Annotated in this window: 40 protein-coding genes and 2 pseudogenes; 24 read left to right on the forward strand and 18 right to left on the reverse strand. The window is 32.9% G+C overall.

Going from position 1 to position 23,419, the window contains the following annotated elements:
* Positions 1-67: 67 nt before the first annotated feature.
* Both AC6EIZ_RS02545 and AC6EIZ_RS02550 read right to left on the reverse strand, forming a co-directional pair.
* Positions 68-265 carry a DUF8647 family protein gene (locus AC6EIZ_RS02545; protein ID WP_498512100.1) on the reverse strand — a complete coding sequence of 66 codons (198 nt, stop codon included), beginning with the start codon at positions 263-265 and terminating at the stop codon, positions 68-70.
* Between the two features lie 738 nt (positions 266-1,003).
* Entirely contained in the window at positions 1,004-1,315 is a 312-nt protein-coding gene (locus AC6EIZ_RS02550) for a DUF3764 family protein (RefSeq protein WP_498512101.1), read from the reverse strand.
* A 104-nt stretch (positions 1,316-1,419) separates the two neighbouring features.
* Between AC6EIZ_RS02550 and AC6EIZ_RS02555 the strand changes: the two genes are divergently transcribed.
* The 10 genes from AC6EIZ_RS02555 to AC6EIZ_RS02600 all read left to right on the forward strand — a co-directional run bounded on the left by AC6EIZ_RS02555 (position 1,420) and on the right by AC6EIZ_RS02600 (position 5,070).
* On the forward strand, positions 1,420-1,641 hold the full coding sequence (locus AC6EIZ_RS02555; protein ID WP_498512103.1) for a hypothetical protein: 222 nt from the start codon (positions 1,420-1,422) through the stop codon (positions 1,639-1,641).
* Positions 1,642-1,801: 160 nt separating this feature from the next.
* Positions 1,802-2,719, forward strand: coding sequence for an AEC family transporter (locus AC6EIZ_RS02560; RefSeq protein ID WP_498512105.1), 918 nt, complete (start codon positions 1,802-1,804; stop codon positions 2,717-2,719).
* A 63-nt stretch (positions 2,720-2,782) separates the two neighbouring features.
* Complete coding sequence (locus AC6EIZ_RS02565; protein WP_498512106.1) at positions 2,783-2,983, forward strand: hypothetical protein; 201 nt, start codon at positions 2,783-2,785, stop codon at positions 2,981-2,983.
* 103 nt (positions 2,984-3,086) lie between these two features.
* Positions 3,087-3,257, forward strand: a complete 171-nt coding sequence (locus AC6EIZ_RS02570; RefSeq protein ID WP_498512108.1) for a hypothetical protein — start codon at positions 3,087-3,089, stop codon at positions 3,255-3,257.
* Positions 3,250-3,441, forward strand: coding sequence for a hypothetical protein (locus tag AC6EIZ_RS02575; RefSeq protein ID WP_498512110.1), 192 nt, complete (start codon positions 3,250-3,252; stop codon positions 3,439-3,441). The genes AC6EIZ_RS02570 and AC6EIZ_RS02575 overlap by 8 nt, the downstream gene beginning before the upstream one ends.
* A gap of 184 nt (positions 3,442-3,625) precedes the next feature.
* Positions 3,626-3,817: a DUF8681 family protein gene (locus AC6EIZ_RS02580; protein WP_498512112.1), complete on the forward strand. Its 192-nt coding sequence runs from the start codon at positions 3,626-3,628 to the stop codon at positions 3,815-3,817.
* A 29-nt stretch (positions 3,818-3,846) separates the two neighbouring features.
* Positions 3,847-4,149, forward strand: a complete 303-nt coding sequence (locus AC6EIZ_RS02585) for a hypothetical protein (RefSeq protein WP_498512114.1) — start codon at positions 3,847-3,849, stop codon at positions 4,147-4,149.
* Between the two features lie 57 nt (positions 4,150-4,206).
* Positions 4,207-4,416 (forward strand): hypothetical protein, encoded by a 210-nt coding sequence (locus AC6EIZ_RS02590; RefSeq protein ID WP_498512116.1) that lies wholly within the window; start codon positions 4,207-4,209, stop codon positions 4,414-4,416.
* A gap of 54 nt (positions 4,417-4,470) precedes the next feature.
* Entirely contained in the window at positions 4,471-4,662 is a 192-nt protein-coding gene (locus AC6EIZ_RS02595) for a hypothetical protein (protein WP_498512118.1), read from the forward strand.
* A gap of 147 nt (positions 4,663-4,809) precedes the next feature.
* The gene (locus AC6EIZ_RS02600) at positions 4,810-5,070 is read left to right on the forward strand and encodes a hypothetical protein (protein WP_498512120.1); all 261 of its coding nucleotides are present in this window, start codon (positions 4,810-4,812) and stop codon (positions 5,068-5,070) included.
* A gap of 91 nt (positions 5,071-5,161) precedes the next feature.
* On the opposite strand, the gene AC6EIZ_RS02605 is transcribed toward AC6EIZ_RS02600, so the two are convergent.
* Entirely contained in the window at positions 5,162-5,749 is a 588-nt protein-coding gene (locus AC6EIZ_RS02605; protein ID WP_498512122.1) for a rhomboid family intramembrane serine protease, read from the reverse strand.
* Between the two features lie 173 nt (positions 5,750-5,922).
* On the opposite strand from AC6EIZ_RS02605, the gene AC6EIZ_RS02610 reads away from it, so the two are divergent.
* Positions 5,923-6,249, forward strand: a complete 327-nt coding sequence (locus AC6EIZ_RS02610; RefSeq protein WP_498512124.1) for a hypothetical protein — start codon at positions 5,923-5,925, stop codon at positions 6,247-6,249.
* 71 nt (positions 6,250-6,320) lie between these two features.
* Here AC6EIZ_RS02610 and AC6EIZ_RS02615 read toward each other — a convergent pair whose 3' ends face one another.
* Positions 6,321-6,938, reverse strand: a complete 618-nt coding sequence (locus tag AC6EIZ_RS02615) for a hypothetical protein (RefSeq protein WP_498512126.1) — start codon at positions 6,936-6,938, stop codon at positions 6,321-6,323.
* A gap of 582 nt (positions 6,939-7,520) precedes the next feature.
* On the opposite strand from AC6EIZ_RS02615, the gene AC6EIZ_RS02620 reads away from it, so the two are divergent.
* Both AC6EIZ_RS02620 and AC6EIZ_RS02625 read left to right on the forward strand, forming a co-directional pair.
* Positions 7,521-8,297: a PAP/fibrillin family protein gene (locus AC6EIZ_RS02620; RefSeq protein WP_498512128.1), complete on the forward strand. Its 777-nt coding sequence runs from the start codon at positions 7,521-7,523 to the stop codon at positions 8,295-8,297.
* 77 nt (positions 8,298-8,374) lie between these two features.
* The gene (locus AC6EIZ_RS02625) at positions 8,375-9,904 is read left to right on the forward strand and encodes a phytoene desaturase family protein (RefSeq protein ID WP_498512130.1); all 1,530 of its coding nucleotides are present in this window, start codon (positions 8,375-8,377) and stop codon (positions 9,902-9,904) included.
* 23 nt (positions 9,905-9,927) lie between these two features.
* Here AC6EIZ_RS02625 and AC6EIZ_RS02630 read toward each other — a convergent pair whose 3' ends face one another.
* A complete protein-coding gene (locus tag AC6EIZ_RS02630; RefSeq protein WP_498512132.1) occupies positions 9,928-10,158 on the reverse strand; it encodes a hypothetical protein in 231 nt (76 codons plus the stop codon).
* The gene (locus tag AC6EIZ_RS02635; RefSeq protein WP_498512134.1) at positions 10,142-10,366 is read right to left on the reverse strand and encodes a hypothetical protein; all 225 of its coding nucleotides are present in this window, start codon (positions 10,364-10,366) and stop codon (positions 10,142-10,144) included. Before AC6EIZ_RS02635 ends, AC6EIZ_RS02630 begins: the two co-directional genes overlap by 17 nt.
* A 215-nt stretch (positions 10,367-10,581) precedes the next feature.
* On the opposite strand from AC6EIZ_RS02635, the gene AC6EIZ_RS02640 reads away from it, so the two are divergent.
* The 8 genes from AC6EIZ_RS02640 (at position 10,582) to AC6EIZ_RS02675 (ending at position 14,764) form a co-directional block, all read left to right on the forward strand.
* Positions 10,582-10,899: a hypothetical protein gene (locus AC6EIZ_RS02640; protein ID WP_498512136.1), complete on the forward strand. Its 318-nt coding sequence runs from the start codon at positions 10,582-10,584 to the stop codon at positions 10,897-10,899.
* Between the two features lie 128 nt (positions 10,900-11,027).
* Positions 11,028-11,168, forward strand: a complete 141-nt coding sequence (locus AC6EIZ_RS02645; protein WP_498512138.1) for a hypothetical protein — start codon at positions 11,028-11,030, stop codon at positions 11,166-11,168.
* Between the two features lie 108 nt (positions 11,169-11,276).
* Positions 11,277-11,540 (forward strand): hypothetical protein, encoded by a 264-nt coding sequence (locus tag AC6EIZ_RS02650; RefSeq protein WP_498512140.1) that lies wholly within the window; start codon positions 11,277-11,279, stop codon positions 11,538-11,540.
* A gap of 136 nt (positions 11,541-11,676) precedes the next feature.
* The gene (locus AC6EIZ_RS02655; protein WP_498512142.1) at positions 11,677-11,850 is read left to right on the forward strand and encodes a hypothetical protein; all 174 of its coding nucleotides are present in this window, start codon (positions 11,677-11,679) and stop codon (positions 11,848-11,850) included.
* A 214-nt stretch (positions 11,851-12,064) separates the two neighbouring features.
* Complete coding sequence (locus tag AC6EIZ_RS02660; protein ID WP_498512144.1) at positions 12,065-12,625, forward strand: CIA30 family protein; 561 nt, start codon at positions 12,065-12,067, stop codon at positions 12,623-12,625.
* 198 nt (positions 12,626-12,823) lie between these two features.
* Positions 12,824-14,299 carry a polysaccharide deacetylase family protein gene (locus tag AC6EIZ_RS02665; protein WP_498512146.1) on the forward strand — a complete coding sequence of 492 codons (1,476 nt, stop codon included), beginning with the start codon at positions 12,824-12,826 and terminating at the stop codon, positions 14,297-14,299.
* A 90-nt stretch (positions 14,300-14,389) separates the two neighbouring features.
* Positions 14,390-14,581: a hypothetical protein gene (locus AC6EIZ_RS02670; protein ID WP_413677972.1), complete on the forward strand. Its 192-nt coding sequence runs from the start codon at positions 14,390-14,392 to the stop codon at positions 14,579-14,581.
* Between the two features lie 48 nt (positions 14,582-14,629).
* Positions 14,630-14,764, forward strand: coding sequence for a hypothetical protein (locus AC6EIZ_RS02675; RefSeq protein WP_498512148.1), 135 nt, complete (start codon positions 14,630-14,632; stop codon positions 14,762-14,764).
* Positions 14,765-15,360: 596 nt separating this feature from the next.
* Here AC6EIZ_RS02675 and AC6EIZ_RS02680 read toward each other — a convergent pair.
* The 4 genes from AC6EIZ_RS02680 to AC6EIZ_RS02695 form a co-directional block, all read right to left on the reverse strand.
* Positions 15,361-15,519, reverse strand: coding sequence for a DUF8642 family protein (locus AC6EIZ_RS02680; protein WP_498512150.1), 159 nt, complete (start codon positions 15,517-15,519; stop codon positions 15,361-15,363).
* 420 nt (positions 15,520-15,939) lie between these two features.
* On the reverse strand, positions 15,940-16,203 hold the full coding sequence (locus AC6EIZ_RS02685) for a hypothetical protein (RefSeq protein WP_498512151.1): 264 nt from the start codon (positions 16,201-16,203) through the stop codon (positions 15,940-15,942).
* Positions 16,204-16,208: 5 nt separating this feature from the next.
* Entirely contained in the window at positions 16,209-16,412 is a 204-nt protein-coding gene (locus AC6EIZ_RS02690) for a hypothetical protein (RefSeq protein WP_498512153.1), read from the reverse strand.
* Between the two features lie 168 nt (positions 16,413-16,580).
* Positions 16,581-16,733: a hypothetical protein gene (locus AC6EIZ_RS02695; protein ID WP_498512155.1), complete on the reverse strand. Its 153-nt coding sequence runs from the start codon at positions 16,731-16,733 to the stop codon at positions 16,581-16,583.
* A 472-nt stretch (positions 16,734-17,205) separates the two neighbouring features.
* On the opposite strand from AC6EIZ_RS02695, the pseudogene AC6EIZ_RS02700 reads away from it, so the two are divergent.
* Positions 17,206-17,500, forward strand: a pseudogene (locus AC6EIZ_RS02700) (DUF3764 family protein).
* On the opposite strand, the gene AC6EIZ_RS02705 reads toward AC6EIZ_RS02700, so the two are convergent.
* From AC6EIZ_RS02705 to purT, 8 genes are all read right to left on the reverse strand, one after another.
* Positions 17,490-17,669, reverse strand: a complete 180-nt coding sequence (locus AC6EIZ_RS02705; protein ID WP_498512157.1) for a hypothetical protein — start codon at positions 17,667-17,669, stop codon at positions 17,490-17,492. The pseudogene AC6EIZ_RS02700 and the gene AC6EIZ_RS02705 sit on opposite strands and share 11 nt — an antisense overlap.
* 80 nt (positions 17,670-17,749) lie before the next feature.
* Positions 17,750-18,082, reverse strand: coding sequence for a DUF1499 domain-containing protein (locus tag AC6EIZ_RS02710; RefSeq protein ID WP_498512159.1), 333 nt, complete (start codon positions 18,080-18,082; stop codon positions 17,750-17,752).
* A gap of 227 nt (positions 18,083-18,309) precedes the next feature.
* Positions 18,310-18,861 (reverse strand): nitroreductase family protein, encoded by a 552-nt coding sequence (locus AC6EIZ_RS02715; protein WP_498512161.1) that lies wholly within the window; start codon positions 18,859-18,861, stop codon positions 18,310-18,312.
* A gap of 156 nt (positions 18,862-19,017) precedes the next feature.
* Positions 19,018-19,287: a hypothetical protein gene (locus tag AC6EIZ_RS02720; RefSeq protein ID WP_498512163.1), complete on the reverse strand. Its 270-nt coding sequence runs from the start codon at positions 19,285-19,287 to the stop codon at positions 19,018-19,020.
* Between the two features lie 172 nt (positions 19,288-19,459).
* On the reverse strand, positions 19,460-19,591 hold the full coding sequence (locus AC6EIZ_RS02725; protein ID WP_498512165.1) for a hypothetical protein: 132 nt from the start codon (positions 19,589-19,591) through the stop codon (positions 19,460-19,462).
* Between the two features lie 419 nt (positions 19,592-20,010).
* Complete coding sequence (locus AC6EIZ_RS02730; RefSeq protein ID WP_498512166.1) at positions 20,011-20,181, reverse strand: DUF4278 domain-containing protein; 171 nt, start codon at positions 20,179-20,181, stop codon at positions 20,011-20,013.
* 622 nt (positions 20,182-20,803) lie between these two features.
* Positions 20,804-20,995, reverse strand: coding sequence for a hypothetical protein (locus AC6EIZ_RS02735; RefSeq protein ID WP_413677984.1), 192 nt, complete (start codon positions 20,993-20,995; stop codon positions 20,804-20,806).
* 58 nt (positions 20,996-21,053) lie between these two features.
* Positions 21,054-22,217 (reverse strand): formate-dependent phosphoribosylglycinamide formyltransferase, encoded by a 1,164-nt coding sequence (purT, locus tag AC6EIZ_RS02740; protein ID WP_498512167.1) that lies wholly within the window; start codon positions 22,215-22,217, stop codon positions 21,054-21,056.
* Between the two features lie 440 nt (positions 22,218-22,657).
* On the opposite strand from purT, the gene AC6EIZ_RS02745 reads away from it, so the two are divergent.
* The gene (locus AC6EIZ_RS02745; RefSeq protein ID WP_498512169.1) at positions 22,658-22,873 is read left to right on the forward strand and encodes a hypothetical protein; all 216 of its coding nucleotides are present in this window, start codon (positions 22,658-22,660) and stop codon (positions 22,871-22,873) included.
* Between the two features lie 265 nt (positions 22,874-23,138).
* A pseudogene (locus AC6EIZ_RS02750) lies at positions 23,139-23,406 on the forward strand (DUF3804 family protein).
* Positions 23,407-23,419: the final 13 nt, after the last annotated feature.

The raw sequence follows: 23,419 nt of genomic DNA on the forward strand, positions 1-23,419 counted from the left end.
ATTAGAACAATCAATTTCCCCGATCATATATTGATATTTAGCTAAATGTCATAAAAAAGTAATTACATCAACTAATAACTTTATTTCTGAGACAGATCCTATCAATAGAATTTGGATGCTCACGAACAAATTTGTTGAACTCGATTGCCAGCTGTCTAGCTTCAAAAGCATCAATAGCATAAAACCCTAACTCATGTCTTTTGTTATCCAAGTCTCGGTAGCTAACAGCATATCTTTTACAGGATGTAATTGGTCTTGAGGACATTTTTTCAAAATCAAATATTTAAATATTAAAGGCTAAAAAATAGTTCTGATAGAAATCTACCGAACAATGTTTGGACAGGAAACCGAATCTAAAACATGTTAATGATTTAGACCAAATAGATCTCAGTTAAGTTCCAATCTAACTACGTGATAAAAATAAGCGCTAATAATCTAAGCTAAACAACGTTTTATAGATTTTACAATAATTCTAAAAAACTGAAAACAACGAGGACCATAAATAATCAATTATAAAAAAAACTAATTATATTAATAATTTTTACTTTATGTATTTGGTATTTCCTTACTTACAGTAAGAGATTTGAAAGGTAACTTAAAAATGTTATTCGATTTAATTAAAGTTATGACTTTAGATATATACAAAGCGATTGTAAAAGCTTCAGAGCAAGGAAATTTATGTGGAATCAAGCTTACCGATTACTAGCTGTGTTTAAATTCACCAAGTTTAAGTTTATTCAATTAATTTATTGTGGAACCTCCCCATTTTAATTTTTATTTATTGGAATAATATTAATACCCATAGAGTCTTATAATTCAATTTAAATTTTTTAGCAACTTAACATTTGTATAAAAAAAGTTCTTTTAGTAGAGAAATACTTTATGAATATGGTCAATCTCTAATTTAGATATTACAAACTATTAATGAACTTAAATGGCTAGAAAGAATAAAACTCTGGAATATGATACGTGGATATTACATAAGTACACAGCCCGTATTTTATTAAGCGGCTTTACACTGAACACTACTATTGTCGGTCCAAGTCCAAGCAGACTTCTCCATTGTAGATAAATCGACTCTGTGGCTGGCCATCCAGTCTCCATTGGCTTCTATAAATTTCTCAATATTCCCCTCTGGGTGCTGATGAATAACAATAATTTTTTTAGGGTCTTCATCACTACACCCTCTATATAAAGGCTGAATATTAAACTCTCTATGCCTTCTGGTAGCCTCATTGCTATCAAATATTGCAGCCCACTCATCAAAGGTGCTTTCAACCTTAAAAGTAAAAACTGAGGTGACAGTAGAAGACATCGATAATCTTTTATATGCGCAAACAATACCCAAACAAAACACAACTGACTAACAGTTGTTGTAAAAACTAGATAAAAAAGAAAAGTTTCTGCTAGAAATAGCTGATGCAGATAACAAGAAAAAACCTCAAACGAATCATCAACTTGATTGTTGTTTTATTTGTTGCCACTGTTGGGTTCATCAAAGTAAAACACCCCTTTAGTTATTTAGTTGGTGTTCCGGTTGCCAGTTGGGTCGTTTATCTATTATGTAATGCAATGTGCACAGATATTCTTTTTGGAGAAACGATAGGATGTTCAAGAAAAAGTATTTTCAAGGAGAAATAAGGTAATTATGAATTAAAGCTTTCTCAATCATTGACAAAGAAAATATGTCCAAAACCTAAAAAGTACTAGCAAAGACAAACTAAAGTTAAAATAAGGAAATGAATAATTAAAACTACTATTAAATTCTTAGAAAAACTAAAATGCTATTGTCTTTACTCAGTTGGAAATAATCCTTCTATTAGCTGAATTAATACCTTGTCTTTTAATAGGCTATTTACTCGGACGTTTAAAAAAAGATTTATCCCTGACGATTTCTCGGCCTCTTATTAGCTATGGAATTCCTATCAGCTTGATGGGAATATTACTTAAGTCTGGCCTTAAATTACCTTTGGTACAATCTGCTGCATTAGCATTGGTAGCTATTGGCTTTTTAATGGCTATATTAAATAGTTTTTCTGCTATTAAAAACTTTGTCCCAAACAGAACTCTTCAATTAGGTAGCGCTTTTGGAAATACAGGATATTTCGGAATACCAATTTCACTAGCACTACTTCCAAATCATGCATTGATTTACAGTATAGGTTTTGACCTTGGTGCGACATTAGTAATTTGGAGTATCGGACCAATACTGCTAACAGATCCTTCCAATATTTTAAGTTCTAATAGATATTGGAAAAATTTCATAAAAGCAATATTTAGCAGCCCTGCTGTAAAAGGATTAATTGGCGCATTAATTGTTCATTCACTTCCATGGGGTGAACAAATAACAGAATTACTATGGATACCTTCAAGGATTGTAATTGTATTAGCACTGGTAATCGTTGGAATGCGTCTAAGTTGGCTTAGGAAAGCAAATCTCTCAAGAATAAAAATCCAAATAATATTCATAAAAAATGCTTTAATCATGAAACTGGTTGGATTGCCAATAATTATGTTGATCATTTCCGCAGCATTCAGATTACCAAACGTAATGCGAGAGGCTTTAGTACTTCAATCAGCTGCGCCAACAGCAATATCTGTTTTACTAATATCCAAAGTAGCTTCAAAAGATGAGGAGGAAGCCACATCTCTTGTTGTCTTAAGTACGATCATCTCACTCATATCAATCCCTGTTTGGTTGATGATTTTAAGATTGTAAAAAGTTAACAACTATCGCCTTTTATCTCAGTTTGTCTAAGTTGTAAGAAATACAATTCTTTTAATGACCTCAGCTACAGCAACAAAAGCGACAGCAAAGAAAACAGCGGCAGTAAAATCATCAGGAGTAAAATCTCAATCAATTTATTCATCAACTCAATCAAGATTTGCCAGTTCAAAGCTAATTCAAAACTTAGGCTCATCTAATGATGGTGTTCAATTCGATTTTTCAAGTTCGTTAAGAACTGCTTATGGGAGAGACTAAAAGAATATGGACCTTTTAAAAACACTTTTTACAGTTTTCATATGTCTAGGTATTGGATGGGCAATTTCTAAAGGGATAATGTTTGGTTTGACTCACATTTAATGTGCCTAAAGAATGGGATCCTACAAACGAAAAACTTGAAGTGATAGAAAGTGCATGGATACAAGTTAAGGACACATGCGAAAAAATAAAAGAGCACACAACTGCAACTGAAAAATATATTTCAAAAATGCTTAACGAAATAGCTGATCATTATCAAGAAATTAATGGCTAAAGAATGGGAACCAAAAGAAGAACATCACGCAGTTATTGCAAGGACTATAGAGTTTATTTCTGATGAACTAGCTGAGTTACAAGAGGTTTTACACTGTCCAAATTCATTTATTGTTGAAATAACTAATAGGGTAGTATCTCAATATAAAACAAATCAAATCATCATTAGAAGAGATGAAGAATAAATGGAATTTCTGCAATCACATGATTTAAACCAATGGGGACTTTGGACACCTCTTATTGGAGGTATTCTTGTTTACCTTGGCTTAAATCTAAAAATCACAGAAGTTGATCCCAATGAGTAATAAAGAAATGAAAAATCAGTACTACGATAAGAAAAAGTTCAATTTGTAAGAATTGTAGTTTGAGATGAAACAAGGAACTATTGAATTAATTTTTTTTGCTCTTATATTCTTGAGTCTTCAATATTGGTGGATAAGGATGACAATTAAAAATGGTCGAACTGGAGAGGTAGATAAATGGGGACAAAGAACAAACAAAATAAAACTAAGTGAATTGGAGAAAGCGAAGCAGGATTTAGAAAAACTTTTTAGATCTTAATTTTCAATTGTACGAAAACTCATTAAAGAATGAATTATCAAATCTTGCTTGAAAGCTACGCTGCTGGCGAAGGTATTAATAAAGACGAACTATTATTACTAGAATTAGAACTATATTCTCAACTAGAATCTATTAAGCTTTCTCGCACTCAAGGTTGCACAGAAAAGGCACCAAAGCACATTTGTGAGGCAGCTCAAGTATGCGAAGGTAGTAGTTGGATCACATGCTTTGCTTCAATACTAGATAAGACCAATCCCCTTTCTCTGGGCAAGAAATCAAGAGGAGCAAAAGTCATTGATGCACTTCTAGATAACAATTATTTAATGAATTAAAATATGAAAGAATATTATCAATTCATTTATAAATAGACAAATTATTAAACAAATCCAATGAACAATAGTGAAAGTCGTGAAGAGAGGAAAAAACGTTTTAAAAGTCTTTCAAGTGCAGAAAGAAAAATTTTGATTAGAAAGAAACTAGAACTACAAGGTTTAACAGAGGGAAGCGGTGTGAGGGAAAAGGATCAGTCTTCTTATGATAAGGAAGAAATGATAGATTTAATTTTGTTAACAAGATGTTTTCAAAAAAATAAATTTTAATGACTTATCCAATCAAAATTTGTTTTACGAAATTAGTGCTTGCAAAATTGTCATATGAATAAACCTATTAAAAAAAATGAGATTACCTTTGCAAGGTTTGCTGTTCGTACTCTTGCTATTTCTGCAAGCACCCTCGCTCTATTTGATTTTCTTAGGGGAGACTATCAAGCTGGAGGACTTCTGGCACTTGGATGGTTAACAATCGTGATCGGAGAGAAAAGGATATTTAATCGAGAAAACAAATGAATAAGCACAAGAAAATTGCTAACTGTTAAAGATCAATAAATAGATCTATAAAATTCATTTAGCTTTTATTCGCTATGCCACCATAAAAAAGGAAAAAGTATATAAGTCTTTAAATATTGAGGCAATTTATTCCAACCCATTAGTTCTATGAGTGAGACAAAAAAAAATAAGAACTTCAATCTGAAAGAGATGAGATTCAAGTTTAATGATCTATTTACTGGTATTGCGTTGCTGTTGTGTGCATTTTTATGTGCGTTTAGCCTTGCACTAATTTCAATAAGATTAGGGCCAATAGCTAAATGGGCCAATTATCAGACTATTTGCGTTGAACAAGAAAGTTTAAAATCTCCAATCGAATGGGCAGTACGTAAATGCAATGGAAGGTCAAAAGTTTATCAAGTGAAGTGAAGCTAACTCAATAAAAGTTGAGTTAAGAATTTTCACCATTCAGATGATCACGTTTTTCTTAAGAAGCAATAACATGAAGTCAATTATTTGTCTAGAGCCAAAACAATAGAAATCCCGCCAAAAGTCCAGACATATGACCTAACAAACTAATACCAGGTAGGAATGACCAAATAATTCCAATCACTGTCAGAATAGAAATAGGTTTAAGTAATCTTGGATCTTTCTTTAGCTCGCATCCAATGTAAACAAATTTTTTCTTTCCATAAATTGTAGTCATTAGAATAAATGCGTCGATACCAAATAAAACCCCACTAAATCCAATAGCTAGAGACATTGGATTTCTATAAACGAAAATATCAAAGCACCAACAAATGAACGCTTGAAGAGGCATGATCAATATAATAAAAGCCATAAAGAAATAGTCACTTTGAAGGCTTAAAGATTTAAGAAAATATCTAGCTACGATAATTCCAGAGATATTTGCTAATAAATGATTAAAATCACCATGAAAAAAATGGGAGGTAATAATCCTGTATGGCTCATAAAACAATCGACCAGACCAATAAGCAATAGAAGTTTTATCAATTATTCCTAAGAAATCTGATGCAACGAAGCAAAAAGTGCAAGCCAAAAAGGGTACAAAATATTGCCAATCATCATTTGAAATTTTCTGAAGCATTAGTAAATAGATTTGCCAATAATCAAATCGTACTTCGTGAATATGATCTATTGAAAAACGAATAGGGCTAATGCTTAAACTATGTGAATAAGCTAAAATATTTAACTATCAAGAACATCACCCATAAAGAAAAGGACTAAGACCTAAGGTGAACAAATCTATTATTGATATAAATGAAAATTGATGTAAAAAAGAGACTAAATCTCAATAGTTATGAATGGTGGAGAAACCACCGAAGGTTTGTAACCCTTGGATTATTTCTTGCAATTTTTGCAGGGTATGTCAGAGGTCCTTCAGCGAAAGACTTCAAAGTGAATGATATTTGCGGACGTCTAAGCGCTGATTTAATTACAGGGGAAAAGGCTGCAAGAGAATTGAAATTAGGAAAGAAAAGAATCGATGGACTAAAAGGAGAGGAAGCTGATATTACTAATCACTACTACCATGCCAAGTACTACTGCCAAGGCTACACAAAAGGGAATGTAGGATTGGGATTCTAATGACATTTACTAATATAGCCAGAGAAAAGCATTGCACTTTTCAGGCCGCTTTAACGGATCTGGCTTTTTGTCTAAGCTTTTACAGCTTTAAGACTAACTTTTCTTGCACGCTTCGCAGGTCTTCCTGCTAAAGCCTTAGATGCTCTCTTTGAAACTGAATTTGCGCTTGAAGTTGTTTTTTTAGCTTGAGCAGTAGCTACTTTCTTAACTGCTGTTTTAACTTTAGAAGTCTTAACTTTTGCTTTAGCAGCGCTCTTCGCTGGAGCGGCTTTAGCTACTGCTTTCTTTGCAATTACTTTTTTACCAGCAGTTTTTTTGATAGCGGACTTTTTAGCAACAGTTTTCTTGACAGCAGCTTTTTTAATTGAGGATTTTGCTGAAACTTTTTTAGCACTCGTAATCTTACGAGTACGGTGAGAGAGAATCAAAGCCCACTCATCAGCACTAACATTTGCAGGCTTATTACCATGGATCTCAGAAACTTTTGCAGCTTTCTCAATATCCTTTATTAAGTTTTTCCATGAAGCAGCATAACGCTTATCAGATTGTGACTTAGCACCGCTTTCTACAAGAGTTTCAACAACTTGTGATGCTGTTACTTTTTTTCTTCTTCGGTTAAAAATTTCCTTTTGAAGGGTAGCGATCATGGCTTCGCCTTTAGCGCTAACTTTGATACTTAATTGAGACATTGGATTAAGAATTACCTATATACAACATCTAGCACATTGTGGGTATCCAAACCGAACAATCTATTTACATGTAGATGTAAATAGCATTTGCATCTTATAAATTTACATAAAAAACTATTCATTTAAAGACATAAGGAGCACAAAAAGAGAGTTATAGGCTTGATTAGAAAATAGATAGGTAAAGTCTCACTTAAGGAGAAAATAACTATCAAGAAGGAATTAAAATTAATTGATTTTCTAAAAAGTAAGCAAAAATCGCTATAAAAACACAAAAAACAAAAATTTGGGCAACAAATTAGCTATCTATTGAAAATGTTCTTTCTAATTTTGCTTTTATTTGCTTTAAAGACGGTTCTGAGACCTTGAGAATTTTTTTATAGAAGCCAAAAAGTTTAAGACACGCCAAGGGAACAAATATTGTCAGTAGTAAGGTTTTAGTTTCAATCATATAAATGTTATAAGCCAAATCGATGAGAAACGCTTAAATATTACTTGGTAAAGCTATATGTATATAAACTGAAGGTCTTTAGAAAATTTTAGTTAAGGTCAAGGTGTTAAGTACGAATTAACCAATTCAATAAAATGCAGGACAGGAAGGATCTCAAAGCCCTTATTTACCAGGTAGCCGCAGCAACAGATAGAGGTCAAAGGATGAACGCGATGATTGCTCCTATGTACCAAAATAAATTAGTAGAGATGAATAAACTTGTTGACAATCTCCTACCCCTATCAGATGAAATATCTCAGGATTCTATTGAAGGTGAATGGGAGCTTATTTACTCATCAGTTGAATTATTTAGGAGCTCTCCATTTTTTTTAGCCATAGAAAAGGCTCTAAACGACAAATCAAAAAGCGATTTATTTTTTAAGCTTCATCTTTTACAAGTTGGATCATTTGGTATATCAACAGTAGGAAGAGTCGGTCAATATCTCAATTTTAATAAAGGAGAAATGATCTCCTCATTTGATACCACTATCTTTGGACTTACAACCATCCCAATCCTTGGATGGTTCAAGCTTTTACCTACCTTTGGTGGTCGAGTCATAACGCTGGCTAAAAGGCTTCAACTAAAAGACAACATTCTCTCAATGGAGTTAGAGAAGACTAAAGTATCAGAGGTGGATGGACTGGGAAAAATTCCATTTTTAGACAGTATTCTCATGGAAAGGTGGTATCCAGTTAAAACCGTATGGAAACTTCTTCCATGGAACAAAGAAAATCCAAATTGTGAGATTAGAGTGATCTATGTTGACGAAGATTTAAGAATCATTAAAGATATGCACGGAGCATTATTTATTTATATACGTCCATCTATTCCTCTTCTTGACAACCAAAAATTAAGTAAATTCCCTTCTTAAAACTTACTTCATTGAAGCAGTTCTGAAGAATTTGTAGTAGAAATTCTAAAGAAAAAAAATTTCTTTAAAAAAAATAAATGAAAAATCCAGAAGTAATTGTAATTGGAAGTGGCATAGGAGGATTATGTTGCGGAGGCTTGCTAGCAAAAGCTGGCAAAAAAGTCTTAATTCTTGAGGCTCACTCAAAACCTGGAGGAGCCGCTCATGGCTTTCAGAAAAATGGATATACATTTGAATCTGGACCATCTCTTTGGAGTGGAATAGGTACTTGGCCTACGACAAATCCTTTAGGTCAAGTCCTAAAAGCTCTTAACCAAAAAGTTGAATTAATTAAATATCAGGATTGGAATGTTCAAATTCCTGAAGGCAACTACACGATTGGAGTTGGAGATAGAAGATTCCTTGATCAGATCAATTCAATTAGCGGAAATGATGCCATTAAAGAATGGGAACAATTTATTCAAGTGATTAAACCGATTGGTGCAGCAGCTAATGCAATTCCCCTAATAGCGCTAAATCAAAACAAGGAAACTATTTTTCAGCTCTTAAGACGTAGTAAAACGCTCCTCTCTCACTTGAAATCTTTTAAATACCTAGGAGGTGCTTTTGGAAATTTAGTTGATGAACATCTTAAAGATCCATTTTTGCGAAATTGGGTTGATTTACTTTCCTTTCTAATAAGCGGTTTATCGAAAGACGAAACGAATGCAGCTGCTATGGCAACCCTTTTTGATGATTGGTTTAAACCAGATGCCTACCTGGAATATCCAAAGGGTGGAAGTGAATCTATCGTTAAAGCTCTATTAAATGGAATTTACTCATTTGGAGGGAAGCTCCAACTTAATTCAAAAGTCAGTCAGATAATTATAAACAGGAATAAAGCAATTGGAATTGAGTTAAAAAATGGTGAGAAAATCTTTGCAGATCATATTGTTAGCAATGCAGATATTTGGAACACCCTTGATTTAATACCAAAAGATATATCTCAAAAATGGAGAGAAGAAATGTCCATGACTCCAAAATGCAAATCATTTCTTCATCTTCATCTTGGGTTTAATGCAGAAGGACTAGAAAATATTCCACTCCATTCAATATGGGTTGATGATTGGGCTCGAGGTATTACTGCCGAAAGAAATGTAGTTGTTCTCTCTATTCCATCTGCCTTGGATCCAACAATGTCTCCTCACAACAAACATATCCTTCACGGATATACACCTGCTAATGAGCCATGGGAAATATGGGAAAATCTTAAAATAGGTACTAAAGAATATGAAAAAACAAAAGAAGAGCGATGCTCAGTATTCTGGCAACCTATAAAAAAAATAATCCCTGATATTCACGAAAGAATCGAAATAAAAATGCTAGGGACACCACTTACTCATCAAAGATTTTTAAATACAAAGAATGGAAGTTATGGTCCAGCCTTGTCGGCAGCAGAAGGACTTTTCCCAGGGAATAAAACTCCAATCAAAAATTTTTTAATGTGCGGTTCAAGTACATTCCCAGGGATCGGCATTCCACCTGTAGCAGCTAGTGGTGCTCTGGCCGCGAATACAATACTGGGTTCCAAATTCCAAAAAAATTTAATTGAAGAACTAGGAATATAAGAGCGCTTATTGTCGTTTGACAATTATTTAAGATCAATAGTCCAACGTCTTTGCCCCATTCGATCTGACTCTGAATAACAATGTGCAATCAAATCTCCATTTCTTCTCCTAACCGAACATTCTATGCCGTCCTCTGTTTTGAAGAAAGCAGAAGTAGCTGGTGAGACGTCTTTTGAAAGAGTAGACCCCAGATTATTTAAAATCAAAGACCAAATCAAATCTTCATCAGCATCATTGCTAGCTGTGAATTGCATTTTCTGTCGACTCCTTTGCATTGGAGACTGAATCTGGGTTTAAAATATCAGAACCTGGAATACCCTTAGCAACGGAACCAATCAGTGTTGTATGAGATTCAGGATCTTTCTTTAAAGAAGTTACTCCAAGATCATTTTTTGATATCAATATAAAAATAATTATCCCAACAAATGTCAAAATAATTGCTAAAGCCAAAGAAGAATCCATTTGAGATATTTATTCAGGAAAATCAAAATAATACATACTTCAAAATCAATTTAACTCTGAGAAATAATTCTTATCCCTATTATTTACATATGACTATCAACAAGTAAAAAACATTACACAACAATGTAATTAATAAAAAGAACTTAAATTTTAGTAAATTTAAAAGGCACTTAGTACAGAGATTATTGGATAATCTTAAAAGTCTAATCAAGTAAATGAGCGAAAATAATTTTAATACAAGTAATCCTGAAACAGCTAACCATCATTGGTTCCCATTTTTAAGGTATAAAAAAGAATGTGAAGCAGCTGGGAAGGAAGCAAGTGTTAATGAATGGATGAGGGGAACTGGTCGACTTGATGCAAAAATAGCTCATGAAGAATCCGTCGCATTAGCAGCAAAAATAGCCGCAGAAAAAGAAGCTGACGCAAAAAAAGCAATAGAAAAGGAGGCTGAGGAAAAAAAGGCCGCCTTAAATAAAGATATACAAAAGTCGAAAAAATCTATAAGCGAAAATGAATCAGCAAAAAATTGAGTCAAATACAAACTCAGCTCCAATCTGAAATTCTATGAATAAAGTGAAAACAATTCTTACAAGCTTTTAAGAGTTTGAGATTTTTTGAAAATATACTTAAAAATAATAACTAATTCAACTTCAATTTAATGACTTTTGCTTTAGCCTCTTCAGAACTAGGTGTTAGTTCATTCACTATAAATCTTATACTAATTACCTCTGTAGGTGTTTTACTTGGATTGCCAACATTTTTCCTCCTAAAATCTGGTCAAGGCAAGTCTGCACTATAAAACACCATAAAAATAGTAGATAAAATTCGTTACAGTTGAAATCGTTCCCTTTTAAAGCGAGGATTTTCACTTCAGACGGCATTCTAGACAATATAAAAAATCATAACTATGACTAACTCGCTCAACAAAGCTTTTACAGGAGCAATAGCTCTAGCTCTTGTATTGATAGCTGTAGGGCGTATCCCATTTTCCAGAGAAAAAGAGCTATCAAATTTATGCAGGGAATATTACACAATGTACCTTAATCAGAATGACTATTCACTAAAAGAAAAAAACGCAAAGATAAGTTTGATTGCAAAGAAGACAGGTCTTAAAGCTGAGACAAATAATGTTGATAATTTTTGTAATTCGTTCTATTTCAACCAAAGGTAGATTATAAAAAAGAAAATAGAAAAAATCTTCGGAATTGATTTTTTCAAAGACTCATAGGAATAAATACATCAGTAATTGTATCGGTAGATTTAATATCAATTTAGTAGTTAAATAAGAGTAGTAAAGAGGAAAAATCATGAAGAAAGAAACTTCATCAAATCTCCTTGAAAAAATTGATGTCGCTAAAGAAAGAATCAAGGAATTAGAAACAATGATTAATCATTGGGAAGGTATCGAAGAAGAAGGTTTTTGGGATGCTGAATGCTCTATAAATCCATCATCACCAGCTTGCCTTCTCTTTAATAATTGACCTTCCATTGGTAAAACATTAAGCCAACTGAAGTAAATCACCTTAGATCAAAAGGTATTCTAATAGCCTTATTAGTATTTAAAAAATAACTTTTAGACCATAAGAATCACTAAATGAGACACCCAGGTATTTTTCTTTAACTGTGGAAATCTACATTTTTAAACTCATGATTTACAAAATATTTTTATAGAGTAAAAAAAAATTGTAGTTAAAAATGTCTGAGCTATCAAAAGTCGTTTCATCCAGTGACTTTGATGATTGGTTTTCCTTGAACGACACTGTTATGGGAGGTTCGAGTAAGGCAGTTTGTAGATCTTCCTCAAAAGGCCTCTCCCTGGAAGGTGTTGTAGTTGAGGAAAAAGGAGGTTTTGTTAGTTGCAAATCTCCAATATTTTCACCTGTTCTAAATTTATCCAATTATCAAGGTTTTGAATTAAAAATTGAAGGTAAAGGTCGAACTTTAAAGTTTGGAGTGTCATGTAAATATGGAATTTTTGGGTTAAGAGAATTTTTCTTAGACAAATCACCTGGTGGGCTCAGATGGGTAGCAGAATTAAAAACAAAAAGATTTGGGACAACAACTATCAAAGTACCTTTTGAAAGCCTTGAACCAACTGTTCTAGCAAAAAAAATTTCATTACCAATTATATTCAAATCAAAATCTATTACCCAATTTCAATTACTACATTCAAAATTTGGTAAACCAGGAGAATTGAATCCTGGCTTTAAGCCAGGAAAAATAAATTTTGTATTACAATCTATTAGTGTCTATTAGAACAATTAGAAAAATAAATATATTTATATTGTTCTGATTTCATAGTGAATAAAAATACAACGAATAGTAAGAGTATTTCTCAAAGATTGAATCGAAAAACAAATCAAATCTATGAAAAACATTTTTATTGTATATACTCCAATTAATTCAGAAAACTTCCTTTCAATGGGACTGCTTTGAATATATAACCTCAATAAAATGAATAACAAAGACTTACCCCCGATATGTGGTTTTGAATTAGAAATTAATAAGTTAGTAAATAAGAAAAGAGATAGTAGACAATTCGAAAAAAAGTCAAGGTTTGAGAATGTTAATTCAGGATTTGCATGTGCCCTCCATATGCATCAACCAACAATTCCAGCAGGTAACAATGGAGAGCTCATTTCACATTTGCAATATATGTTTGAACACAGTTCAGAAGGAGATAATCACAATGCCGAACCATTTGCTCAATGCTATAAACGTCTAGCTAAAATCATTCCAAGCCTTATAGATGAAGGATATGATCCCAAAATAATGCTTGATTACTCCGGTAATCTACTTTGGGGAATCGAACAAATGGGTCGCGAGGATATTCTCGCATCGTTAAAGATCCTAACGTGTGATTGCACAGTTCAACCACATGTTGAATGGTTAGGAACCTTTTGGAGTCATGCTGTAGCCTCTTCAACTCCACCTTCTGACTTTAAATTACAGATAACAGCCTGGCAGCATCACTTCTCATCATTATTCGGTGAAGATGCATTGCATCGAGTGAAAGGATTCTCTCTTCCCGAGATGCATCTTCCAAACCAACCTGATGTTCTTTTTCAATTAATCAAAGCTCTCAAAGAATGTGGATATCGTTGGGTAATGGTTCAAGAGCATAGCGTTCAAAATCTTGATGGCTCATGTCTTAGAGACGATCAGAAATATGTTCCAAATATGCTCAAAGCACAAGGAAGTAATGGAGAGAGCATCTCTATTCTTTCACTAATAAAAACTCAAGGGTCAGACACCAAGCTTGTTGGACAAATGCAACCTTATTACGAGGCAATAGGGCTAAAAAAACAATATTTAGGCCAACATATTATCCCCTCGTTGGTTTCCCAAATTGCTGATGGAGAAAATGGCGGTGTAATGATGAACGAATTTCCTCAGGCTTTTATTCATGCTTATAAAAGAATTGGTCCAAAAACCGACAGAAGCCCCACAATTGCTATGAACGGATCTGAATACCTCGACTTCCTAGAGACTTTAAATGTTGATGAAAATAATTATCCATTGATACAAGCTGTGGGTCAAGACAGAATATGGAAAAAAATCTCAGGGCCAATAACTCCTACTTTGGTTAAAAAAGCAATTAATGAATTAAAAGAGGAAGATCAATATTTCTCTTTGAGTGGAGCCAGCTGGACTAACGATTTGAGTTGGGAAGATGGATATGTAAATGTTTTAGAACCAATTTCAAAACTTAGTTCCTATTTTCACGAAACATTTGACCATTTATTAGTTCAAAATCCATCGTTAACAAAAACCTATGACTATCAAGAAGCGCTTCTGTACCTTTTGCTATTAGAAACTAGCTGTTTCCGTTATTGGGGACAGGGGAAATGGACTGAATATGCTAAAACAATCTTCAGAAAGGGTGAAGAGGTGATTAGAAACTTTGAAATTTCTGAACAGAGAAGTTAATCAATTTTGTAAAGGCATCAATCAAGAAAAAGAAATAACTAGCAAAAAACAATTTTTTGCGTTAATGTCACCGACCAAAGCTTTAATGAAATGACTAGTACAAGTTTTGATAAAAATGGACTTGATAAAGCAGGTATTCATTGGATGCAATATCTTTCAATGACATCAATGTCATTGCTTATATTTCTCATAGCACTAGACAAAGCCGTTCCCAGCTTTCATCATTTTGTCTTAATTTCAATGGCCAAAGCAGGAATTATTTGTAATGGGATAGCTGGATAACAAACTTTGACAGATCCACTGATCTCGCCAAAGAAAAAATATTAAACTATGAAAAGCAAAATCAATCCAGACAACGATGGTTACGATCCATCAGAGGAATACTTTAAAAAGAAAGGTGACACATATGAAAATGAAAATGAAGAATATTTCCCTGAAGAAACTTCTAAGCCACCCCATTATTAAGGCAACCAAGAAAGGGCTGATGATAATTAAAATCAACTAATGATTATTATCTATGTGAAATGTACGTACCTTTTGGATAGAGCCTTGAGATTGCATTAAATCGCTTTGATATTTGTCGTTCTTTGTCAATATTAACTTTACGATTAAGAACCAAAACGTTGTGAACCATCCATAGAAAAAAGCCAACAAGCCAATACCAAGATATGGGATGAGCCAAAATTTTTAATATCATCTAATTTGAAGATGGCAATTATGTCCGTTTTTTTCATAAGTATTTAAACCTTTTGTTATTACCTCAACATTAAAATTAGATTTTCAAAAATAATTACTCAAGACTATTGTTCTTTCACCACATCAACAGTCAAGCAGGAATAGGTAGAACTGCTCAAGTCATTTATTAAACATTAAAACATTTGATATAAATCAAGCGAATGTATACCTATTTCCCACTGGATTATTCATAGATTTTTTGACAATTATTGCTTGCTAGATAAGAGTATATATTTAGGTCTCTAATTTGAGATTGAGATTCCAAAAGTTAATTACATTATTAAAGAGCTGTGATTTTCTCTAGTTTTAATTTTTGGTGAATAAGTCTAAAAATATGAGCTTTTCAAATGCCTTTCCATACATATAGTTTGGCAATCATTCTCTTCTGCACTGCTAGATATTGAACAATATGTTACACACTCAAGATAATCTTCAATTGGATCAACTTGGCCTTGAGACATTTTCTTAGCATCAATCGTATTCATAAAAGTCTCCTGAAATTAGAATTAATCTATCCTTTCTTTTTCTTTTTTTCTATCGGTATTACTTACTAACTTATACGCATAAGAAAAACTGATATATGAATAATATTTTAACTAAAACGTAATGGTGAAACGGGGGATTAATCCTCATTTTAATAGCTCATATTATTAGTTATATAAAAACATCGCGTAAGAAAAGAAAAGCTGTAAACAACTAACTCAAAATTAAAATAATGTTTATGCTATTTTCTCAATTTTATTCTTATTCCTATTCTTTCTCGAATAGCTTTTATCGGTATCATATCTTTCATTTGATCATCTATTTGCTTTCTAATTAAATTTCTAAATAATTTAGAAAGCAACACCAAACTAAAAAGAGATAATATAATGGTCCCCAATGCAATTAATGAATAAGCATCCATTTCAAAGTTCTCTATATATTGCCCATTCATCACCATCAGTAGTGACTTCAGAAAGTAACGCAACAGCTATGTCTGACTGATCAGAGCGTTTAACAATAATCTCTTTACCACCCATATATGGATCATTGAACTCTGATTTTGAACGGCTAGCCTCTAGTTGTTCAGATGGTGTCAAAACTTCAAGAATTTTTATCCATATCTCATCATCTGAAGCGAATGGAGGAACAGAAAATTTACTCGGGCTACTTCCTTTTTTTTTATCCATATTATTTAATTTATGGCTTTAATCTCTTTAACTTCATTAATTAATCGCTCTTTTCGTTCAGGCGAAATAAATCCAAGAGATCCACACTCATTAATATCTTGAATTGGATCTGATAGTCCATCGTGTTTCTCTAGCCATCCCTCCGTGCATCCTTTACATGCTAATTCATTTAATTCATTAGCTAAAGACTTGGCTTTCAAGCTATCCATTAATAAAAATTTAATTACTTCTTTCTTTCTACTCTACAGTCATTCGATAACTCAAGGAAAAAAATTAACAGCCTTATTCAACAAAATTGTAAAGTTGGTAAAATTACACCCTATTAATAGATAAGTGGAATCCAAGAAAATATGAACCAAAACAATCTAGTCAGGAACTCATGCAGCTTCTTTTTTAAATTCCCGATAAATAGCAATGTCTATAGGTCTATTCACATCGGATTGAAAATCAACAATGTCTTGATAAATCTCATTAGGTAAAGGTTGCATTTCGCATCTTGAATAACATTTGCTGTTGTCAAGCTTTTTCATTGAAAACCTGTTGCCTAGGCGCTTAAAGATAGACAATGTCACAATGCAACTTCATTTAGTTATATCGTTAGAAGCTGTAGATGCAATACGCAAAACCACTAGCCTTCTATATTAATTGAGTGAGTAGTTATTACTAATATTATTTTTTTGTAGCAGTTGCCACTTCCTATCATTTTGTATAAAAAGCAAACTTTAAAAAGAGTATTAAAAAACGATGTCTTTATCTCCAAATGAGATGACTCCGTACATAAAAAAAATTCAACAGAAATTTGATGAAGCTCAAACGTTTTTAGTGAAAATGGATTTCACCAAGCCACAAAAGGGCTTTTACAAGATATCGAAAACGCTAACGGCATAAATAAAAAATCAAAATAATATCATTCTCATGAGATGAAATCAAAACAACAAAGTCTTTAGGGAGACAAGCAAAATGCTAGGGATGTATATCCTCTAAAATTCATTTACCTTTTCCATGGCAACTGCAATCACTGTTTTAAACATCAAACTTAGCAATACTTTTTCAGAGTATTGCACTCAAATGAATACGCCAGAGCAGCAGAAGATGTTTAGAGAGATGGGAGTTAACTTTTTATATCGGCAAATGTATAGGAGACTCAAAAAGAGCAACTGTAATGTTTGAAGGACCAGAGAATGTTTTATATAACATTTTTATCAATCCGGAAACAAAGCCTATTGTTGAAGCCTCTGGTCATATTTATGAAGAAACCAAAATCACAAGATGGAAAAACAATTGTCCTAACTGCTAATTTTAACGTGTTGAAGTTTGTCAAGAAATTTTGCTGAAATCATAGGTATTGCATGTTTTTTGCCGTCTGGGCTTACAAATATATTCTCTTTCCCATACTCTGTATCAATGATTTTTTCAAAATGAGTCCCCTTTGGAAGATGTAAAAAATATTTTTGTGCTCTGTTCATTTTATTTATACAGTTATTTAAAAATAACTATCATTTTTCACAACGACAACAAATTGATTGTTTTATGAAAGTTTTGGTGGCTAACTATTTGATTTTTCTAAAGCAGTTAATAATCTTCCCACTCTAGTTCCATTAACTCCAAGATCGCCACCACCATATCTTGATGCCGATTTGATTTGAATCTTCTTATCGATTTTTAAAATCTCCAAGTCGTCTGGAAATCTGAAAATCAAACTACGACAAACCCCTTTCCAATATTTATCATTAGCCTCTAAAACTTTGGTTCTAGGAATTTTCTGGGCAATCCTAATAAGTTGCTTAAAGGTCTTGTCAACATCATCAAATTCTTTTTGAAAAAAAACGCAATTTAGCGGATTTAAACATGGACTAAGACCTGATTTTGGATCTAGCATATTTTCTATGAGTTCACATATTGATCATGAGAAAAGTTTATCCCCCCTGTGGTCTTGTTTTTCAGAAATGTATTACTAAGTGATGTCTAGTTCTACCCACCTAAAATGCCCATGGAAAAACTATCCTTCGATTAGATAAAACAGGGATGATGATGATGATTGTTTTCAGTGTGGCATCAACACTTCCTTATCAGTTACATTATCTCTCTTCTATGAATTAAAACAGGTTAATACCTATCTCTATAGATAGTACTAATTAAAGGTCTATTGATTAAAGGCGGCTCATTTCCATATCCGATCCAAATAAAACCAATAATTTCCTCCTCACTTGAATTTATTTGTGCTATTTGATAAGTATTAGGGTCTTTAGTGATTTTTCCTGTTGACCACTTGCAACCAACATCATCGGCGACAAGTGAAAGCGACAGGTTTTGAATCGCGCAAGCACAAGCAGCATAATCTTCGAGTTTCTGAGCTTGATTATCAGTACATACTTGAGTGGCAATAAGCAAATGGGAAGGGTTTAGCATTTTTTCCCTTATTTTTTTTAAACTAGATTCACCTATTGACTTATCACCAAACTTCAGAGTCAGCTGTAATTGATATAGAAGTTCCCTTTTCTTTATCCCAATGTTGGTAAAACGCCATGGAAAAGTCCTTCTGTGGCAGGGTGCCTGATTAGCTGCAACTATTGATTTATGAATTACTTCGCTAGGAACACTTTTTTTGGTAAAGATATGAATGGTCCTTCGTTTTTTAATTGCTTCACCTATTTCCATGATTTTTTCTTGAAGATATTAACTACACTATTAGCCATAGTAAAAATTTACAAAAAGTTAGTTTAGAGATCTGTAAAAATAAAAGGCGTTTAAATCATCTCCAGCTGAATCTAACATCTAAAAAAACATGCTTAATGCTTAGTTGAAAATCACTTATTAAGCAACTTTGTCAAGAATTACTTTTGATGGTTTTGAAAATAACGAGACGACTTGGCCCATGGGTGTCTTAAATACGCGTTCGACAATTTCTCCATTATTGATAATTACCTTCGTATTCAAGGACCCAGAAGGTAGATTTACAGATCTTTTTTTTAGAAGAATCTTTAGCTCTGGATAGTGATCATTAGGTTTAAGAACATCTTTTAACTCAGGATGCAGATCTAAGATTGCGTCATCAAAGGCCTTAAACTTTTTTGCTAAAACCATACTTTGAGAAAGGTGTTACTTATGACTTGTAACCTACAGATCTCATGACGTAAAGAGTATTTAAACTAAGATATAGATAAAATTAATGAGAGTTTAAATAAAGCTTTAATGAGCAATGAATAAATTATTCACATAATAAGTTTTACTGGTAGATCAAAATTCAAAATAGTCATTAATATCTAGTAGCATCAATCACTCGCTGTTCATGATGAGAAATAGACTTTACCTCTGTACTTCTGTCATTTAAAACTGACTGTGTAAAAACAGTAATCGCTGCAATACTTGGTGTAATAGGTAGAAACATTAGCAATGCCAACACACTACTGTTAGGGTTAAATAATCTTTGCATTAATTAATAAAGCATTCAATTATTATTCTCAACAACTTTTAGTTTATTTGCGTGTTCGGTTTCCCTTGAATAAAGCTATTAGTTTGACCTGTAATACCATCTAAACACCTTTGGTCTTTTCCAGAGCATTGAATAAATAGCTTCAAGTGCCTTTTGAGTTTTAGGCAGCTTGCAACTAGGCCATGACTGTTGAGTAATCATTGTGATTATTTCGGAGTCATCATTATTTCTACATCGGATACCACCCATAAAACTAGAGTAATAGAACTCAGGCAAAAATACATAGAACCAAAACGTTTGCTCAGATAAATATTTGTGACGAAAATGAGCATAAAAAAAAGAGGCAATTTATGCCTCTTTAAATCACCTTTAAATCACTTTTGGTATGTATTACCTCTGTAAGTTAAGGATGTTTGCATCTGCTTTTTAGCTTCTGCCTGCCTAGATGTGTAGACGTTACTTCTGTAACTAAGTTCTACAACTTTTTTTGGAGTAGCTTCTTTATTTTGAAGGTACTCTTTGCCTCTGTAAGTAAGAACAGTCATTGCTCTTTCTCGTAGTGCTCAAGACCCCGTTCCATGTCTCAAGTCTTACTGCAGCTTTAAATTCAGCTGAACGTTTAATAAAAATAACAGAAATTATCTTTAAACGATGTTCCTCGTGATACATAAAACAGTGAATTAAGTTGTGTTAACCGAAATAATTGCATTTCTTACTAAAAAGGACCCTTAAATCACTAAGAAAGTTAATTATTTATCCTCTTCTTTTTCTTTCTTAAACCAAACCAACCTTCGCCTTACCATCTTCTTACAAAAATCATTCAAGAACAAAAAAAGGATCCTAAAATGGGAAGATTCACAAAGTAACTAACGACTAAACCCGGATGAAGCAATATTTTGAAAAATTGAATCAAATCCTTCCATAACACTTCAAGAAGGTAAACCATTCAGTAACCAAACAAAAGCCTCGTTATTTAATACCCAGTTTCTAAAAACTACTATCACTATTAAATTGATCAAAAGAAGCATAAACAAACGAAGTTTTGGATCATCTATCCCCATAAATCTATATATAATTTAGTTTTTTTTAGGCAAGTTCAATTATAAAGGTGTTAACAATTATGTGCTAGATGAAGTTGGTAAGCAATTAATAGAATATGTATGATTTTCAGTCCGCTTTAAAAGGCCTACCACCTTTACTTAAATAATCCATATATTTATCAGATTCTTTGAGGTAATAATTCCTGCTTTGACCAATATATCTAGCTTCAATTAAGAGATCCGTAACTTCAGGCCAAAAAGATTCAGGGACCAACTCAAGAGGGTTAATTGCGCTTGGATTCCAATTTAACTCAGTCAAAAATAGAAACCAGATCGACTTGCACTTAACGAAATCAGATAAACAATTTGAATTTAAATTATTCATTTATAAATTGGACTGATTGAGCTGCTTTATCAGCTTTGATTTTTGCCTCATCGAGGGTTTCAGCTTTTGCTACAGCTACTCCCATTCGACGACCTTGAGTAGAGCTCGGTTTGCCAAATATAAATATACCTGTATTCGATTGACTTAAGGCATCTTCAAGTCCCGTAAAAGCTATATCTGAAGTTTTCTGGGAAGCCAAAATCACTCTGCTCGCAGAAGCTTCATGACAAACAATTTCTGGAATTGGGATACCTAAAACAGCTCTAAGATGTAATTCAAACTCATTTAAATTTTGGCTAATCAAAGTTACTAAGCCTGTGTCATGTGGTCTTGGTGACAGCTCAGAAAAAATCACCTCCTCACCCTTAATAAAAAATTCAACGCCAAATAAACCTACTCCACCAAGATTATCAGTGACACATTTGGCTATCTTTTGAGCCTTATCTAAAACACTTTCCGTTAATGTAGCTGGTTGCCAACTACATTGATAATCTCCATTCTTTTGCTCGTGCCCTATTGGTGCACAAAATAAGGTTTTACCATTAAATTGTCTAATAGTTAATAAAGTAATTTCTAAATCAAAATCAATAAATTCCTCTAATATAATTTTATTTGATTTACCTCTTGATTTTTCAATAGCTAAATCCCAAGCCTGGACTAAATCATTTTTATTATTAACTAAACTTTGTCCTTTACCTGAAGAACTCATAACTGGCTTAATTAATAAAGGATAACCAATCCTCTCTGCTTGCAAATTAAGCTCGGATTGATTCATCGCATAACTAAATTTTGCAGTTCTTATATTTAATTCGTTAGCAGCTAAATCTCTAATTTTATCTCTATTCATAGTTATTGCTGTGGCTCTAGCATTAGGTATTACTATTATTTTTTGTTCAATTTCCTTTAATACATCTACTGCAAGAGCCTCAATTTCAGGAATAATTATATCAGGATTACATTTATAGATCACATCTTTTAATTCTCTAGGATTATTCATATTTAATACTTCATATTGATCAGCTATCTGCATGGCTGGTGCATCATTATATCTGTCACATGCAATAACATAACAACCTAATCTTTTTGCTGCTATTGCCACCTCTTTTCCTAATTCTCCGCTGCCTAAAAGCATTATTTTCTTTGGAAAAATGTTCATAATCATATCTATAGGTAAAAATATAAATTAATATAATATCTCTTAAACAGAATTGATAATAAAAAAAAGAAGTAGAAATTAACAGAGACACTAAAGGGAAAAAATTATTCTTAGTGCAACTGAGCGCTCGTTGTTGATGGATAAAATCAATTGATCATTCGCGTTTGTTTTTCGACTCAATAAGAAAGAAGAATAATATTTCCACAACAACAAGTAATTTTTGTACAACTACTTTTGAGTACTTCAAGGGTATTGATTGTAGACATTAGGTACAACCCTTTTGAAAACAATGAAAACAAGCTTATAAAAGAAATTCCTAATACAAAAACTATATCTAAATTTTCACGTTAGTCCTATAAAGAGCTGATTAGCTATACAAGCTCTTTACGAGTGGAAAAAAGTTAGTTAAAAGTAAGTAATACTTCGACTTTTTTATTGGAATGGTTGCTAAGAAGAAAATTAAAGACTTCAAGGATTTGGATCAGTTCCCAGATTTAAAAGAAGCTCTTGTATCAGCTATTAAGACATTGCCCTCAGGTTCAATGAATACTAAAGTAATCATTACTGAAGGTGAAATTGTAGAGAGAGTTTATAAAACACCAAAAGGTGAGCTTATATCTCTTTTCGCAAATGATTTATCGAAAGAAGCTGCCTAAATTCTCTAGTTAAAATCAATTATTGTAGTATTTCTCTCTAAAAAGCGTTGGTTCATATTGTCAGCACAACAAGAAAAGATGGCAAAGAAAACATCCAATATTGAGCAGATCTGTAATCAATAGTTTATTGTTTTTAATTGATCAATGTCTTCTAAAGAAGAAATACTATCTATCCTAAAAGCATATGCCTCAAGAGAGAATGGGATAATTCTTTTTAGACTAAGCAACCCCTGACTTTTTATTTATAAGACCAGGTGGGAATCGCATTGACGCAAAAGGTTTTCAAGAGATGTGAACCTCAGGAGATCTTTTATTAGAAAGCACAGAAGTCACAAAGTTGCACAAATTAAAACTTATTGGTTCAAATGCTGCAATGTGCGTCTCACCCAGGCTCAAAATTTACTTATAAAGGGACTCAAAATGATGACCTCCCTACAGTGACTTCGATCTTTAAAAAGATTGATGAGAAATGGAAAGTAGCGTGGATGCAAAGATCTTCAGGCCAGTCAGATATGACTTTGTGGAACGACTAATTTATCTTTCGTT

It is taken from the genome of Prochlorococcus sp. G4PB16, assembly GCF_059772465.1.

Excerpts from the sequence above, each read along its gene's own strand:
- AC6EIZ_RS02545 (WP_498512100.1), bottom strand. The coding sequence starts at position 265 with ATGTCCTCAAGACCAATTACATCCTGTAAAAGATATGCTGTTAGCTAC.
- AC6EIZ_RS02550 (WP_498512101.1), bottom strand. The coding sequence starts at position 1,315 with ATGTCTTCTACTGTCACCTCAGTTTTTACTTTTAAGGTTGAAAGCACC.
- AC6EIZ_RS02555 (WP_498512103.1), top strand. The coding sequence starts at position 1,420 with ATGCAGATAACAAGAAAAAACCTCAAACGAATCATCAACTTGATTGTT.
- AC6EIZ_RS02565 (WP_498512106.1), top strand. The coding sequence starts at position 2,783 with ATGACCTCAGCTACAGCAACAAAAGCGACAGCAAAGAAAACAGCGGCA.
- AC6EIZ_RS02575 (WP_498512110.1), top strand. The coding sequence starts at position 3,250 with ATGGCTAAAGAATGGGAACCAAAAGAAGAACATCACGCAGTTATTGCA.
- AC6EIZ_RS02580 (WP_498512112.1), top strand. The coding sequence starts at position 3,626 with ATGAAACAAGGAACTATTGAATTAATTTTTTTTGCTCTTATATTCTTG.
- AC6EIZ_RS02585 (WP_498512114.1), top strand. The coding sequence starts at position 3,847 with ATGAATTATCAAATCTTGCTTGAAAGCTACGCTGCTGGCGAAGGTATT.
- AC6EIZ_RS02590 (WP_498512116.1), top strand. The coding sequence starts at position 4,207 with ATGAACAATAGTGAAAGTCGTGAAGAGAGGAAAAAACGTTTTAAAAGT.
- AC6EIZ_RS02595 (WP_498512118.1), top strand. The coding sequence starts at position 4,471 with ATGAATAAACCTATTAAAAAAAATGAGATTACCTTTGCAAGGTTTGCT.
- AC6EIZ_RS02600 (WP_498512120.1), top strand. The coding sequence starts at position 4,810 with ATGAGTGAGACAAAAAAAAATAAGAACTTCAATCTGAAAGAGATGAGA.
- AC6EIZ_RS02605 (WP_498512122.1), bottom strand. The coding sequence starts at position 5,749 with ATGCTTCAGAAAATTTCAAATGATGATTGGCAATATTTTGTACCCTTT.
- AC6EIZ_RS02610 (WP_498512124.1), top strand. The coding sequence starts at position 5,923 with ATGAAAATTGATGTAAAAAAGAGACTAAATCTCAATAGTTATGAATGG.
- AC6EIZ_RS02615 (WP_498512126.1), bottom strand. The coding sequence starts at position 6,938 with ATGTCTCAATTAAGTATCAAAGTTAGCGCTAAAGGCGAAGCCATGATC.
- AC6EIZ_RS02620 (WP_498512128.1), top strand. The coding sequence starts at position 7,521 with ATGCAGGACAGGAAGGATCTCAAAGCCCTTATTTACCAGGTAGCCGCA.
- AC6EIZ_RS02625 (WP_498512130.1), top strand. The coding sequence starts at position 8,375 with ATGAAAAATCCAGAAGTAATTGTAATTGGAAGTGGCATAGGAGGATTA.
- AC6EIZ_RS02630 (WP_498512132.1), bottom strand. The coding sequence starts at position 10,158 with ATGCAATTCACAGCTAGCAATGATGCTGATGAAGATTTGATTTGGTCT.
- AC6EIZ_RS02635 (WP_498512134.1), bottom strand. The coding sequence starts at position 10,366 with ATGGATTCTTCTTTGGCTTTAGCAATTATTTTGACATTTGTTGGGATA.
- AC6EIZ_RS02640 (WP_498512136.1), top strand. The coding sequence starts at position 10,582 with ATGAGCGAAAATAATTTTAATACAAGTAATCCTGAAACAGCTAACCAT.
- AC6EIZ_RS02645 (WP_498512138.1), top strand. The coding sequence starts at position 11,028 with ATGACTTTTGCTTTAGCCTCTTCAGAACTAGGTGTTAGTTCATTCACT.
- AC6EIZ_RS02650 (WP_498512140.1), top strand. The coding sequence starts at position 11,277 with ATGACTAACTCGCTCAACAAAGCTTTTACAGGAGCAATAGCTCTAGCT.
- AC6EIZ_RS02655 (WP_498512142.1), top strand. The coding sequence starts at position 11,677 with ATGAAGAAAGAAACTTCATCAAATCTCCTTGAAAAAATTGATGTCGCT.
- AC6EIZ_RS02660 (WP_498512144.1), top strand. The coding sequence starts at position 12,065 with ATGTCTGAGCTATCAAAAGTCGTTTCATCCAGTGACTTTGATGATTGG.
- AC6EIZ_RS02665 (WP_498512146.1), top strand. The coding sequence starts at position 12,824 with ATGAATAACAAAGACTTACCCCCGATATGTGGTTTTGAATTAGAAATT.
- AC6EIZ_RS02670 (WP_413677972.1), top strand. The coding sequence starts at position 14,390 with ATGACTAGTACAAGTTTTGATAAAAATGGACTTGATAAAGCAGGTATT.
- AC6EIZ_RS02675 (WP_498512148.1), top strand. The coding sequence starts at position 14,630 with ATGAAAAGCAAAATCAATCCAGACAACGATGGTTACGATCCATCAGAG.
- AC6EIZ_RS02680 (WP_498512150.1), bottom strand. The coding sequence starts at position 15,519 with ATGAATACGATTGATGCTAAGAAAATGTCTCAAGGCCAAGTTGATCCA.
- AC6EIZ_RS02685 (WP_498512151.1), bottom strand. The coding sequence starts at position 16,203 with ATGGATAAAAAAAAAGGAAGTAGCCCGAGTAAATTTTCTGTTCCTCCA.
- AC6EIZ_RS02690 (WP_498512153.1), bottom strand. The coding sequence starts at position 16,412 with ATGGATAGCTTGAAAGCCAAGTCTTTAGCTAATGAATTAAATGAATTA.
- AC6EIZ_RS02695 (WP_498512155.1), bottom strand. The coding sequence starts at position 16,733 with ATGAAAAAGCTTGACAACAGCAAATGTTATTCAAGATGCGAAATGCAA.
- AC6EIZ_RS02705 (WP_498512157.1), bottom strand. The coding sequence starts at position 17,669 with ATGAACAGAGCACAAAAATATTTTTTACATCTTCCAAAGGGGACTCAT.
- AC6EIZ_RS02710 (WP_498512159.1), bottom strand. The coding sequence starts at position 18,082 with ATGCTAGATCCAAAATCAGGTCTTAGTCCATGTTTAAATCCGCTAAAT.
- AC6EIZ_RS02715 (WP_498512161.1), bottom strand. The coding sequence starts at position 18,861 with ATGGAAATAGGTGAAGCAATTAAAAAACGAAGGACCATTCATATCTTT.
- AC6EIZ_RS02720 (WP_498512163.1), bottom strand. The coding sequence starts at position 19,287 with ATGGTTTTAGCAAAAAAGTTTAAGGCCTTTGATGACGCAATCTTAGAT.
- AC6EIZ_RS02725 (WP_498512165.1), bottom strand. The coding sequence starts at position 19,591 with ATGTTTCTACCTATTACACCAAGTATTGCAGCGATTACTGTTTTTACA.
- AC6EIZ_RS02730 (WP_498512166.1), bottom strand. The coding sequence starts at position 20,181 with ATGACTGTTCTTACTTACAGAGGCAAAGAGTACCTTCAAAATAAAGAA.
- purT (WP_498512167.1), bottom strand. The coding sequence starts at position 22,217 with ATGAACATTTTTCCAAAGAAAATAATGCTTTTAGGCAGCGGAGAATTA.
- AC6EIZ_RS02745 (WP_498512169.1), top strand. The coding sequence starts at position 22,658 with ATGGTTGCTAAGAAGAAAATTAAAGACTTCAAGGATTTGGATCAGTTC.